The organism is Blautia sp. AM23-13AC, from assembly GCF_003435675.1.
Classification (GTDB): Bacteria; Bacillota; Clostridia; order Lachnospirales; family Lachnospiraceae; genus Fusicatenibacter; species Fusicatenibacter saccharivorans.
In genome coordinates this window covers 1-13,358 of sequence record NZ_QTUL01000015.1, presented here as the reverse complement: position 1 = coordinate 13,358, position 13,358 = coordinate 1, and the positions used below count along the sequence as shown (strand labels likewise).

General features: G+C 49.3%; 13 protein-coding genes and 2 pseudogenes. All 15 read right to left on the bottom strand.

What is annotated here, in order from left to right:
- Window positions 1-774: 774 nt before the first annotated feature.
- Window positions 775-1,942, bottom strand: a pseudogene (locus tag DW642_RS16565) (relaxase/mobilization nuclease domain-containing protein); the annotation flags it as partial.
- Window positions 1,914-2,312, bottom strand: a complete 399-nt coding sequence (locus DW642_RS13565; protein WP_117510506.1) for a plasmid mobilization protein — start codon at window positions 2,310-2,312, stop codon at window positions 1,914-1,916. The pseudogene DW642_RS16565 and the gene DW642_RS13565, both read right to left, overlap by 29 nt.
- 438 nt (window positions 2,313-2,750) lie before the next feature.
- On the bottom strand, window positions 2,751-3,161 hold the full coding sequence (locus DW642_RS13555) for a hypothetical protein (RefSeq protein WP_330410152.1): 411 nt from the start codon (window positions 3,159-3,161) through the stop codon (window positions 2,751-2,753).
- A gap of 57 nt (window positions 3,162-3,218) precedes the next feature.
- Window positions 3,219-3,416 (bottom strand): helix-turn-helix domain-containing protein, encoded by a 198-nt coding sequence (locus DW642_RS13550; RefSeq protein ID WP_008818017.1) that lies wholly within the window; start codon window positions 3,414-3,416, stop codon window positions 3,219-3,221.
- On the bottom strand, window positions 3,394-3,852 hold the full coding sequence (locus DW642_RS13545; protein ID WP_242991194.1) for an RNA polymerase sigma factor: 459 nt from the start codon (window positions 3,850-3,852) through the stop codon (window positions 3,394-3,396). The genes DW642_RS13550 and DW642_RS13545 overlap by 23 nt, the downstream gene beginning before the upstream one ends.
- Before the next feature lie 114 nt (window positions 3,853-3,966).
- Window positions 3,967-5,322: an MATE family efflux transporter gene (locus DW642_RS13540; RefSeq protein WP_117510501.1), complete on the bottom strand. Its 1,356-nt coding sequence runs from the start codon at window positions 5,320-5,322 to the stop codon at window positions 3,967-3,969.
- A gap of 22 nt (window positions 5,323-5,344) precedes the next feature.
- Entirely contained in the window at window positions 5,345-6,685 is a 1,341-nt protein-coding gene (locus tag DW642_RS13535; protein WP_117510499.1) for an MATE family efflux transporter, read from the bottom strand.
- Window positions 6,686-6,743: 58 nt separating this feature from the next.
- Window positions 6,744-7,283 (bottom strand): nitroreductase, encoded by a 540-nt coding sequence (locus DW642_RS13530; protein WP_242991193.1) that lies wholly within the window; start codon window positions 7,281-7,283, stop codon window positions 6,744-6,746.
- A gap of 191 nt (window positions 7,284-7,474) precedes the next feature.
- Window positions 7,475-7,807 (bottom strand): hypothetical protein, encoded by a 333-nt coding sequence (locus tag DW642_RS13525; RefSeq protein WP_117510495.1) that lies wholly within the window; start codon window positions 7,805-7,807, stop codon window positions 7,475-7,477.
- 12 nt (window positions 7,808-7,819) lie between these two features.
- The gene (locus DW642_RS13520; RefSeq protein WP_117510493.1) at window positions 7,820-8,647 is read right to left on the bottom strand and encodes a MerR family transcriptional regulator; all 828 of its coding nucleotides are present in this window, start codon (window positions 8,645-8,647) and stop codon (window positions 7,820-7,822) included.
- Window positions 8,648-8,650: 3 nt separating this feature from the next.
- A complete protein-coding gene (locus DW642_RS13515; protein WP_117510491.1) occupies window positions 8,651-10,009 on the bottom strand; it encodes an MATE family efflux transporter in 1,359 nt (452 codons plus the stop codon).
- Window positions 10,010-10,286: 277 nt separating this feature from the next.
- Window positions 10,287-10,427, bottom strand: a complete 141-nt coding sequence (locus DW642_RS13510; protein ID WP_117510489.1) for a Maff2 family mobile element protein — start codon at window positions 10,425-10,427, stop codon at window positions 10,287-10,289.
- Between the two features lie 36 nt (window positions 10,428-10,463).
- Window positions 10,464-11,279 (bottom strand): annotated as a pseudogene (locus tag DW642_RS13505) (VirD4-like conjugal transfer protein, CD1115 family); the annotation flags it as partial.
- Between the two features lie 41 nt (window positions 11,280-11,320).
- Window positions 11,321-11,479 carry a transposon-encoded TnpW family protein gene (locus DW642_RS13500; RefSeq protein WP_002596227.1) on the bottom strand — a complete coding sequence of 53 codons (159 nt, stop codon included), beginning with the start codon at window positions 11,477-11,479 and terminating at the stop codon, window positions 11,321-11,323.
- A gap of 142 nt (window positions 11,480-11,621) precedes the next feature.
- Window positions 11,622-13,358, bottom strand: a 1,737-nt coding sequence (locus DW642_RS13495) for an AAA family ATPase (RefSeq protein ID WP_117510487.1), incomplete at its 5' end; no start/stop codon positions are given.

Genomic DNA, 13,358 nt, shown 5'->3' with positions numbered 1-13,358 from the left:
ATGTATATTTGCTAATTGGACTCGAACGCTTTTCAGAAATTTGCTAAGAAAATTCTGCGTTTTGCTAATTCGATTTTTCGGATCACTTTGCCGGGGCTTGCGCCGCTATCAGGGCTGCGAGCGCACTCGCCAGCTCCGGCGACTTCTGAAGCTGCTCCACAAGGCTTTCAAGGTCCAGGGTCGCAGGCTCCGATTTTGTCGGTTCCTCCGGCGGACGGACGTTGCGAAGATCAGGCTTGGCATAGAAGGCAGTCTCGAATTTCTGAGCATTGACCTTTCTATCCTCGTCCAGAATGTGAGCATAGATACTGGTTATCATGTCGATCTCGGCATGACCCGTATCGCCCTGGGTGGCTTTCAGATCGCCGTGGTTCAGTTTCAGTTTGTAGGTGGTACTGGAATGACGGAGAGAATGAAAGACCACCTTCGGCAGCCCTGCGTCCTCACGGAGCTTTGCAAACTCTTTGAGGATGATCCGATCCTCGCAGGGCCGTCCATTGGGAAGTGCCACCACCAGATCGAAATCCTGATACTCGTCGCCCAGGAAGCCTTTCAACTCGTCTTGGGACTTCTTCCATTCCCGCAGAATGTAGGCAAGCGTTTTCGGCAACCACACCTTACGGATACTGGAATCGGTTTTCGGCTTTTTCAGGATAATTCTTGTGCTGGTGTTCGGCATGAGCGGAGTGAAGATGTAATAGATGTCCTTCTCGCCCAGCGTTTCAATCGCCCGTTTGGATGCCCGTGTCAGCTCCTTGTCGATGTAGACATCCGGGGTAAAGCCGTATTGCTCCATAGCGGCAACGGTAGCCGCCATCTGTTTGAGATTGTGGACAGCCGCCCAACGGTCATAGCCGATACCTTTTCCCTCGGCTCGCTTCGCCGCACGGTCAACCATTCTCTGAATGCTGCCTGTCGGGGCGATTTTCTGCGTTTTTCCTCGCTCTGTGCGGTTTGTTTCAGCGGTATGGTATTGGGGTATGGGTGCGGTCTTTTCGGCGGCTCTGTGGGCGTTCTGCTCCAAAAGGGCAAGAACGGCGGCACGGTTAAAATCATCTCCCAGTTTTCGGGCAGTAATGGGTTTCGTCCTGTCCGGGGTAAGGTAGGACAACCGCCCTCGGCTCTCTTTGACGATCACACCCTGCCGCAGAAGTAAAGCGGAGAACTCGTCAAAAGTAGTAGCTTCGCTCATGGCGTTCCGTATGGTCTGCCGCAGCTTCGCCTTGTCGGTTTCAAACTTGGTCTGCTTTGCAGGCTGCCCCTCGGCTGCAAGGGTGGCATTTTCCTTGTCAAGTTTGGCTTGTCCTTTCTTCTGCGCCCAATACTCACGCTCGGTAATGCGGTTTTTACTGCCATGGAGCAGGTCGATTTGATAGAGATTTTCCCGGTAGCACATCTCCATGACCTCGGCTTTGAAGTATTCCATAGCAGCGTCCGTGCAGCGATGTTTGCACCCGGCACGGGTATCTGCCGGTCTGTCCATGTAGGGCAGCAAGGGTACTTCCTCAATACGCAGAGAATTGATAACGATATGAACATGGATATTGCCGCTGTGGTTGTGTCCGTCCGGGTGGGTGCAGACAATGGCTTGGTGTCCGGGGAAATGCTCGGCACAAAATTCCTCTCCCAATGCTTGCGCCCGGTCTACGGTCAAGCCGTTGTCCGCTGCGTCCCGTGGGTCAAAGGAAATGATATAGTGGTGGCTTTTCACATCTTCCCGTTTTTGGTTTTTACCGTATCGGAGATTTGCCCGCATACAGGCAACGGCAAAATCTTCCTTGCCGCAGTTCAGCGTGGCTATCCGATAATCCTCCCGGAGTATGAGCCGCCCGGTTTCGTCAAGGGTGGGCTTCATGGTAAACTCGTCATGCTCAAAGGTTAGATACTGCTCGGCTGCACCGTAGTCCGCATTTTTAGAGCTGATATGCTTGAATGTTGCCAACAGCGTCACCTACCTTTCGCAAGACTTCAAACTTCAAGGCGGCAAGGTCGGAAACCGCCGCCCGTACCTCCCCGGCAAGCTGCGGGTAGGGGCTGTGCCACTCGTTCAGCGTCCGGGCTATCTGGTTTAAGTTGCCGCCGATCCTGCCGTATTCGGCGGTTAGCTTCCCGACGGCGGCAAGCAGCTCGTCGTTGACGGGGGAAACGGTTATGGTGGGGCGTATGGCTGCCCCGGTTATGGCTTGCCGGATAAACTCGGCTTGGCTCATGTGGTAAGCAGAAAGCCTTTCCGCAAACTCGGCGTATTCTTCCTCGGTCATGCGGGTTTTGACCACATGGCAGCGGTGGGGTGTGTTGTATTTTTTCTTCAAGCGTTGACCTCCTTTCTCGCCCGACAGGGCGCATGAGCAGGGTTTGGGGAAGGCACTCCCCAACAAGATTTACCAAAGGGGCAAAACCGCAGATATGCGGATTTTGGCACCGTGGTAGAATCTTGCTCTAAAAAACTACCGCTTTCCTCGGCGGCTCTGGTTTGCGGATATACTGGCTTGCTCCACCAATATAGCGATTGCGGCGGCGTGTTCTGCCCGCTGTTCACCACTACAACGGTGAAAAGGGGGCGTTTTGGCAAACGCACGGAAATTTTTTTGTTTTCCCTGTCTGCTCCCTACAACAATCCGGCGGTGTGGTTTGCCAAAGATTTTTGAAAATGGGCGCAAAAAAAGCAGTAAACCTTTTCAAGATTTACTGCTTATCTGCCGCTGTGATGGGCGGCGGTATTAAATTGTCAGCCGTTTTTCAAATGGAATTTATCTGCAATCGCTTTCTGTCCGCTTTCCAATTCCTTTTCTGTAATCTTCCATAATCCTAACGCAATGATCTGCTATCTTTTGCATTCCGAGTTCTTCAAAAAAGGCAATTTGTATTTTCATCAGTTCTTCACAAACAGTCAACTTCTGCTCATCCATATTGCTAATAGCAAGCCATGGGAACGCTTTATATTTCTTAGTGTCCCCAATGAGAAAATTGTACCCTATCAACTCATTTTCACGGAAAACGAAATAGAATTGTGGGCCTGAACCTGGAACTGACTTTTCCATAATTTGCTGCATTGTTTTCACGCCGCCGTATGCCGGAAAAAAACCTATTCGCTCAAGAGCATTTAATATGTCAATCCTTTTATCTGTGGGTATGTCTCTATAATTGATAATCTGTTCCATTTGCTCTACCCTCATTGAAGTTTAATTTGTCAGGCTCTAATTATACAACTTTTCTGTTTAGCGGTCAAAGCGGAACTTCAACAGGCTTTCTATCAGTTGCCTGACGATATGCTCCTGCATATCCGTGTTAATCTGTCCGTCCATTTTCGCACAAGAGCGGATATATCCGGCATAATGAGATAGAACGGCGGCAACAGCTTCCGGGTCCCCCTCGCTTGCCTTAACGATTGTTTCATAGGGAAGTAGCTGGTTCATAGGACAAGCCCTCCAACTCTGCCCGTAGCCGCCGTAAAATCATCTGAATACGCCGCCCGGTTGTGTTGCCAGCCCGTCCATATCTCCTTCCAATCTCCCTATGCGTCAATCGTTGGAAGTAGTACAGGAAAATGATTTCCTGTTCCATCTGTGATAGTGCGGGCAGCGCTGCGGCAAGCTCTGGACTTTCCAAAAGCACCATCTGACCACAGACGAAAAGCGGATAGCTGTTCATGGCAGCTTGCTCCGCAAAGTATTTATCTGTGGTGCTGAATGGATAGTGTTTTTCTTCTATCAGATATTCAAGCGAGATTTCCCGCTTGCGGCGGCTGCGTATGCTCCGGGCTGCGTCTATGGCAGCGTGGCGAATAACGGTCTTGCAAAAGGCATCGTGTGTATGCCGGATATGTTCTTGATACTTTTCGTGTTCGGTCATGGAAAATCCCCCTTTCTGAATAATGGCAGAGGGCGGCAGCACTCCGTGCTGTCGCCCCTTGATTGCCTATCTGCAAAGGCAGACGGGGCTGTCAACGGCGGCGCAAAGCAACGTTCATTTTACTGTTGACTGGCTCAGCTGGCTTTGTACTATTGCCTTGTAGTAAACACAAATAGAAATGATTGCAGTAATCGCTTCCGTGATCCAAAACGCATTCCAGACGCCAACCGCTCCGAAAAACCTGCTGAGTAAAAACGCAGCCGGGATGATGACCACTACATACCGGCAAAGGGAAATCAGTAAGGAGGGAGTTCCTTTCCCAAGTCCCTCCAATGCGCCGGAAGATGTAACAGAAACCGCCGAGACGATAAACCCGGCCCCGATGATGCGTAAGGCGGTTTCCCCGGCCTGAATCGTCGCTTCTGTGTGGGTAAACAGCCCCATCAACTGTCCGGGGATCAGCAGACATATTACTGTCCCAAACACCATAATGATACCACTCATGCACAAAACAATCTTAAAGATCTGGCTGACCCGTTGGTGTTCCCCCGCGCCGTAGTTATAGCCGATCAGGGGGCGCATCCCCTGCACAATGCCATTCGCTGGAAGATAGACAAATGTCTGCAATTTGTAATAGATTCCCAAAACCAGAATATACACTTCGGAATATGCCGCCAAAATCACATTGAGCGCCGAAATCAAAAGAGACGGAAGCGCGAGATTCAGGGTTGCGGGAATGCCAATGGAGTACAGCTTTATTACCATCTTTTTGCTGGGGAGAATGTACTGCCTGCGGATATGCACGCGAATTGGCCGCGCAAGATAGACTACAAGGTAAATCGTCAGCGTCAGAACCTGTCCGATGCCGGTCGCCAGCGCAGCGCCTTTGATTCCCATTTCCGGGAATGGGCCATAGCCAAAAATCAGAACGGGATCTAAGACAATGTTTATGATGCACCCGCACATCAAGCTTATCATGGTCGTTTTCATGTTTCCTACTGTCTGGAACAATTTCTCAAACGCCATGCTGACGGTAACAATGAGTGTAAAGGCGAACGCAACGACAGAATAGCGAACGCCAAGTTCAATGACCGCTTCGGATGAAGTGAACATCCGCAGGAAAACTGGCATGATTGTAATACAGCAGACTGTCATAACAACGCCATGAATCACGGCAAGCACAAGTCCCTGCGTGGCTGCCTGATCCGCTTTTCTGTGATCCCCCGCGCCCAGATAGAAGGCGATCGCTGCATTGATGCCAACGCCAAATCCAATTCCGGCAGCATTGATAAAATTTTGAACCGGGTAAACCAACGATAATGCCGTCATAGCCTCCTCGCTGATCTGCGCGACGAAAAAACTGTCCACAATGTTGTAGAGGGAATTGACCAGCATAGATAAAACCATAGGCAAGGACATGGATAAAATCAGCGGTAATACCGGTTTCTCTTTCATGAAAGTGTCGTTCATCATTTTTCCTCCCTGGAACACGTTATGAGATATTTTTGCGGCGATGCCATGCCATCATCACAAGAGCAACGAGCAAAGTGGCAGTTTCGGCAACCGGAAATGCAAGCCAGATTCCGTTCAGATGGAACAATTTGTCCAGGCACCATAAGGCGGGAACAAGGAAAAGCATCTGCCTGCATAATTGGATTGCCATGCTGGAACCTACTTTTTCCGTAGCCTGAAAATAGGTGGAAATCATAGTAGAGAGACCGCAAAACAGATAGCTTGCCGCCATAATCCGCATAGCGGATATCCCAAAGGAGCGCATGGTTTCCGACGCCGTAAACAATCCCAAAATCTGTGCTGGAAAAAGGATGACGGCCAATGTCCCCAGTATCATCATACCAGTGACCAAAGCGGTTCCGTATCGGAAAGCGGAATGTAGCCGTTCGCTGTTGCCTGCGCCGTAGTTAAACCGCATGACAGGCAAACAGCCTTGAATCAAGCCGTTTACCGTCATAACAATCAGCTGCTGCACCTTAAAATATGCGCCGAAGAAAGCGATCGCCGTATCGGAATACGCCACCAAAAACAGATTGACAAAGGTCACCATAAACGAACTGAGGGCGTTCATAATAAAAGATGGCAGGCCAAAGGCAAAAATACGGCGGATCATCTGCTTTTGCAAATGAAAGCCTTTGATTTTTACCTGCACTTTCTGCTTTTTGCCCAGCAGCAAAGCAAATGCCAAAATCATGGACAGCAGATAGCCTGCAACGGTAGCTACCGCAGCGCCGCGGATTCCCATAGCTGGGAAAATACCAATCCCAAAAATCAGAATGGGGTCGAACACGAAGTTGACGACCACGCCCGCGATCTGGAACCACATGGGAGCGACCATGTTCCCGGTGGCCTGTATCATCTTCTGGATGGCGATATGCACCATATTGGGAATTTGCATGAAGGAGCACACACTCATATAGGCGATGCTCAGCTGATAAATTTCTTCATTATTGGTGAATGCCCGAAAATAGGGTTTCATAATCAGTAATGCCAGAAGATTGAGCAAAGCACCAATTCCAAAGGCCAGTAACAATCCATGTGTGACGGTTGTATTTGCATCATCCTGCTTTTTCTGTCCAAGATATCCTGCTATCAGCACATTCACGCCGACACCGATCCAGATAGACGCTGCATTCATCAATGTTGTAATCGGGAATGCCAGAGAAACAGCGATCAGTGCATTCTCACTCAACCGTGCCACAAACGCGCTGTCTATCAGGTTATAGGAATATTGCAGGAACATGGAAATCAGCGGCGGTATCGACATTTGCCAGATGAGTTTTCCAACAGGAGCGACCGCCATTTTATTATTGGTCTGCATACTTTCCCTCCTCTCCACAAAGTGTCCGGCGCAAAAAATTGCGCCGGACAGCGGGACATTAAATCCGAACGATATAGTTTTGTTTGCGTGCTGCGGGTTGACCGGCTTCCTTGGCCGGATAGCCCAATGCAATCGCCCCGACGCCACGCAAGGTTTCCGGTAGCTTCCACTCCCGCAGGAGAGCCTTGCCACTTTCACTGTCAAAAATCTCACGTTCCCGATGTACCCATACAGTTCCCAGCCCAAGGGCATGGGCGGCGAGCATCATGTTTTCGAGGACGCAGCTTCCGTCCTCCACAAAGGTACTTGCGGAGCCATCTGCCAAAACTAGGATCACGACAGGTGCGCCATAATAAGGGTCTGTGTTGCTCCCCATCACTTCTGCGTTTAGTTTTGCAATCTCCCGCCTATATTTGGGGTCTGTAATTGCAATGATGGTTGGAGATTGATGTCCTCCGCCGGTAGGAGCGTAAGTCCCTGCTTCCAGTACAGCGTCCAAAGCCTTGGAAGGGACAGGTTCCGATTTATAAGCCCGTACACTACGGCGCGTCTTGATAAGAGACAAAAAATTTTTTTCCATACAGATATAGTCCTCCATTCTGCTAATACTTCCGAGATGCAGGCAACAAAAAAGCCACACAACTATCACAAGATAGCTGTGTGGCAAAAAGATGACCGAATCCGGAAAAAGTCCACTCAAATTTTACGCGTATTATTATAGCATTCTTTCAGGAGACTGTCAAGCATCAATCATTACGGAATTGTGGCGGCTGTCTGTTGTTTTTTGTGTTACTTTATGGCACATGAGAAATTCTGTCTGGTTTTGTACTCGTAGTGAGTGGGCATGTTCTCCCATTGGGAGGCCACCCACCAGTCCAATTCATTCAGTACGATATTGGATAGGATATTCAAGGCTCGGAATGCTTCTCGATATGGTAAAATATCCGGATCTTCCTTGACTTTTCTTCCCTCAAAACGCTGCATTGCAGCTTGGATACTTTCATCTAAAAATTGTTCAATCTCTGGGTATGCGTTATTATTATCAATGCCTCTTGCCATAACAACACCAAAACAGGCACTCGGCAGTTCTTCAAAAATTTCTTTTTTAACAACGAATCTCATTTTATGCCCTTCTTATCTGCACTTGACCGGAATACATATTTCAGTCACAAATTTTTCACTGTCATTAGTAATGCCATAGTCTATGAGCGTGATTTCTCGCGAAAAACCAGCAATCTGTATCTGTTCTTTTGTGATGTAGTCAAGGAGCTTTTCATAGTGCGCTGGAGCTTCTATATGACTGCCTCGAAAACGCAGCCGTACACAAAGTGTTTTGGGAAGAGTAATGGTTTCACCTGTATAAATGTCCTCTTGATCCAGTATTAGAAAAATGCTGTCATAACGATTTACTTTTGATTGCTGCAAATGTTCCGCGGAAATGCCAAGTCCGACCTTTCCAAGAAATACAACGGCTTCGGCATCAGATTGATCCAGCTTTCTAATCGGCACTTCCATATCATGAGAGCCATGTACTTTCAGTGGAGCGTCTACCCAAACAATGCGACAGGACGGAAGCTCTATTAAGGAAACGGTATCCAAAGGCACACTTTGTGCGTCTCGCAGCCAATTTAAGCGGTGGTTAATCTTTTGTTCTATACGTTGTAATTCTTGTTGCTTTTTCAGGACTGCATGCTTTTGCTGTAACAACTTTTCCTCAATACGGCTGATATCCTTATTTTTGAGAAAGTCCTCAATCTCGGACAAAGGCATATCCAATGCCCGCAAATACCTGATTGTGTTGAGTACTTCAAATTGTTCGGTGCCATAGTAACGATAGCCAGAATCTGAGGAAATGTATTCTGGTGTAAGCAAACCGATATGTTCATAGTGCCGCAAACTACTAACACTGATATGAAACAATTTTGACACTTCACCTATTGGGAAGAGATTTTTCCGATCCATATCTTACTCCTCCACCAGAACAAGCGTTGATTTGCGCCGTATGACTCCAAAGGCGATTAGGCAGATCACGACCGATAGCAGTGAGCCTGCCGCGGTAGCCAGTCCCATCGGGAGAAGCGTTGCCGGGAATAATTTTGAGGTCACATAAACGCCAGGCACACGCATCAATACAATGGCGAGAATATTGTGTAAAAACGACAGGCCGGATTTCCTGCATGCGCAAAAAAAGCCGCTAAAACTAAAATGAATGCCAGCAAAAATACAGTCAAAAATGTAACCACGCAGATACTGGCCGCCGAAACGGACCACCGCCGCTCCGTCCGCAGTGCTGGGATCAGTGAACAGCGAAACGATGCCTTCCGCTGTAAACTGGATCGCGATAGAAGCAAGCACACCAAAGCCTGCGGCGAGCATCACCGCATAGCGCAGCGTTTGAATGGCCCGCTCCGGTTTGCCCGCACCGATATTTTGCGCTCCCAAGGCAGAAACGGTAGACAGCATAGAGGAGGGGACCAAAAAGAGAAAACTGATCACTTTCTCCACAATCCCGACTGCCGCTGCGTCATTCAGTCCACGCTGATTGGCAATAATCGTGATAATAATAAAAGCAACTTGAATCAGGCCGTCCTGAAACGCAATCGGGATGCCGATCCCCAAAATTTTCCCCATGACCGCACGGCAAGGCTTGAAGTCGCTTTTTTTCAGAACGATGCTCCTGCGTTTCAAAATAACGGTAAGGGAAACAACTACACTGATTGCCTGAGAGAGAGTTGTACCAAGGGCTGCGCCCGCAGGCCCAAGGTGCAGCACACCCATAAAAAGATAGTCTAAAGCGATGTTGGCAGCACAGGCTGTGGCAATAAAGCACATCGGGCTTTTGCTGTCGCCCAACCCTCGAAAAATAGAACTGATAATGTTGTAGGATGTAATAAACGGAATCCCGATAAAGCAGATGGTCAAATAGGTGATCGTACCACTCACCGCATCCGTTGGCGTAGACATGGCAACGACAATGGGATGAACAAGGGATAACAGGATGGCCGTAAGTGCAATGGAAACCACCAGAAACAATATTACCGTATTCCCGATGTTATGCGCTGCCTGTTTTCGATCTCCTGCCCCCACCGCCTGGCCGACGCTGACGGTTGTTCCCATCGATAACCCTACAATCATAACCGTAATCATGTGCATCACTTGTGAGCCGATAGAAACAGCGGTAGTACTGGCTACACCCTCGAACTGTCCGATGATAAATAGGTCAGCCATGCCATAGAGCGTTTGAAGAAAATACGAGAGCAGATACGGCAATGAGAATAATACAACATTTTTGAACACACTGCCGATAGTAAGGTTCTTTTCCATATTGCCTAATCCTTCTTTTTTGTTAAACTACCAATATTATAATATCTACAACAGATGTAGAGTCAAGCGCTTTTTCTCATTTTGTAGTACCGTTCAAATGACTTTTTATAAGTTTATTTTTTTCACGCAAATTCTTGAGAATATCTCGTGTTTCCATGTCTGTCCCTCCTAAGGAATATGTTATTATTTATTATAAAACTGCAAACCTTATTTTAACAAGCAACTCGCTGTTGCTATGGAATAGTGGATGCTGTCAATCAAATTCTTGCGTGTTTCTTTATGGCACATGAGCATTGGAAGCAGGGTTGTCCTGGCCGTAACCTTCCAGAAGGTTGATAACGCCCCAGATACCAAGACCTGCGCCCAGGGCCACCACGAGAGTCTGCAAAACACCAACTGCGCTGTTGAAAAATTCCATAAAATAATCCTCCTAAAAAATGTTTTTGATTTTGGGTTAAGTTGTTGCGTCAATCTCGTACACATCGAAGGTGTCCGTGGGTTTTACCACGGCACGCTGCTTCTTCATGTACCGTTCCATGTCAAAGACATTTTTAGGGTCGGCGTCGGCCGTGTATCTGTAATTCGGGTGCCGGGTGAGGTCGTACTTGTCCGAAAGGAACGGGCGCACGCCCCGCAGCATGAAAATACACTTGCCGCCGTCCATTACTGCCAATTCGTCCTAGGTCATCAACTCCTTTCCTAATTTCTGATAACTGAGGCCGTGGGAAACCTGGCTGCCCCGGTTTTCGGACTGGTTATAGAGATCAATGGTCTCTTTCCCCAGCAGTTCCGAAATTTCCTTGAGCATGGATTTCTCCTTACCTCCCAAAAACAAAGTGCTGTCACAGTTACCGACGATGGTATCTGCCGCGTCCTTGTAGATGGTCTTTAACTGGCTCTGCGACTGCAAAATAATAGAAGCCGATATCTCACGGCTTCGGATAGTGGCGATCAGCTTATCAAAGTTCGGTATCTGGCCGATGTTGGCAAACTCGTCCAGGATCAGACGGACATGGACAGGCAGCCGCCCGCCGTAGAAGTCATCCGCCTTGTCGCAGAGCAGATTGAAAAGCTGACTATACATGAGGGCAGCCACAAAATTGAAAGTGCTGTCTGTATCCGACAGGATCACAAACAGCGCTGTCTTTTGGTCGCCCAGGGTGTCCAGTTCCAGTTCGTCATATTCCATCAGGTCCCGCAGCTCCTTGATATCGAAGGGAGCAAGCCGGGCACCGCAGGAAATCAATATACTTTTGAGTGTCTTGCCAGAGACGAAAAGTCAAGGACTTTTTCATCAAATTCAAAAAGAAGTCACATTTTGCGGACTTCCTCACGGAGCATACGCTTGATTTTGTCCTCCATCGTCTCCTTGGCGGTCTCGCTGAAATGGACACGGACGATATAGGTGGTCTTGCCAATCTGCTTTCTGACAGTCGGGCAAGTGGCGGTGTTGGTTGCGGTATTGTTCATTCAAAATCCTCCTGTAAATGAAAAATGCCCGGTGACTGTTCATCATCTGGCGGTGTCGGTATGAGGGAACAAGGCAAGGCGGCAACATTAAGGTATCTATAAAAACCTTGCCGTCTTTGCCACGCTTGCCGTGTTCCTGTTGTCAGTCTCGGAGATAGCAGACCCATGCTGTGCCGTCTTTCTCGGTCACAAGTCTGTCCCCGATACGGCTCTTTGCCGTTCTCATGGTGCGTGAGGAAATCCCACGCTCATTGACCGTCTTTTCCAGCTCTGCGCTCGGCATACGCTTTCCGTCTGCAAGCAGTTCCAGAATGAGCATTTGCGCCTGTGCGGTCTTGCTTTCGGTCTTGGCGGTGTCTGTCCCGGCAAGAAGTTCGTCAGCGGTAATGTCATAAGCCCCTATCCACTCAAAGCCTTTCTCGTCTCCCAGAGAAAAGGCAAGGGACTGTCCGGGCGGCGCAAGGGAACTTTTCTCATGGATAAGCACCCTCGTTGTGGGGCTGTCCTTCAGCTTGCCGATAAAAAGCAGACTGCGGACTGCCGCCGTAATGTCGATAGACCCCAATCCCCGGTAGGTGCTTTGCGTTCCTGCGGCTTTGTTCAGGTGTCCGATCAGCACGATAGCGCACCCGGTAGCCTGTGCAATGTCTCCCAGACTGCGGAATATCGGGCGCACCTCGTTTGCCCTGTTCATGTCCACATCTACGCCCAGAAACGCCTGTACCGGGTCAATGATAACAAGCCTTGCGTTGTTCTCCCGGATTGCCCTTGCTATGCGCTCATCGGCAAGGGTCAGCGGTGTGTCCCTATCGTCAATGACAAGCACTCTTTCAAGGTCTGCTTCCGCTTCCATCAGTCGGGGCTTGACGGTATCGCCCAGACCGTCCTCTGCGGTCTGGTAGATGATGTTGAAAGACTCAAGGGTCTCCATACCGGGTAAAGGCTTTCGGTTGGTGCAAGCCGCCGCAAGACGCATGGCAAAGTAGGTCTTGCCCTCGCCGGGGTTGCCCTGTATGATGGTCAGCTTTCCAAAGGGAATATACGGAAACCATAACCAATCCACGCTCGTCAGCTCCACATCTGCCATACGGAGCATGGGGACAGGCTGGGCAGTGGGCAGCTCTCGCAGCGTGATTGTTTCCGCTATAAATTTGCGGCTCGGAATGTCCCCTTGCTGACGGAGAACATCGTTCCAGTCTTTCCTTGCCGGGACAAGGCGAATGACGGCGATCTCGCTGGGAATGGACTGTGCCAGTCGGGTACAGGCTTCGCTTCCTGCGGTGTCGCTGTCAAGGCAGAGGAATACTTTTTGGGTGTCCTTGCGTTCAGAAAGAAAACGGTCAAGGGCTTTGCCAGAAACGCCGCCCAGGGCAAGATAGCTCCTTGTCTGCCAATCCTGCGGATAAAGGCAGATAAACGATAACAGGTCAATCGGCGCTTCAAAGACAAAGAGCTGATTGCCATTACCCTCGTGTCGGAACGGATAGGATTTGTCAGACCCGGCAATGTCCTGTCTGAATGGGTCTGCCGTTCCTCGCACATGGGCGTATCTCGGTGTACCGCTTCGGTCTCTGCCGACAAACACAACATTGTGCCGCTTTGCGTCCTCGTAAATATCCCCGGAAAGAAGAAAAGCCTCAACAAGCGTTTTGTTGAGACCTCGGCTTTCTGTGAGATATTGGATTGCTCTGTCGGCTGTCCTGTTGTGCAAGGGCAAGTGAAACGCTGTGGGCGGTGCTGTGGTGGCTTCGGTCTGTCCCTCGCCGTTTTCGCCTGTCAACATCTGAACAGCTTCGGGAAAGGACTTGCCGTAAAACTCCATGACGAAATCAATGGGATAGCCGCCCTTGCTCTGGCTGTGGCGAAACCACTTGTTTCC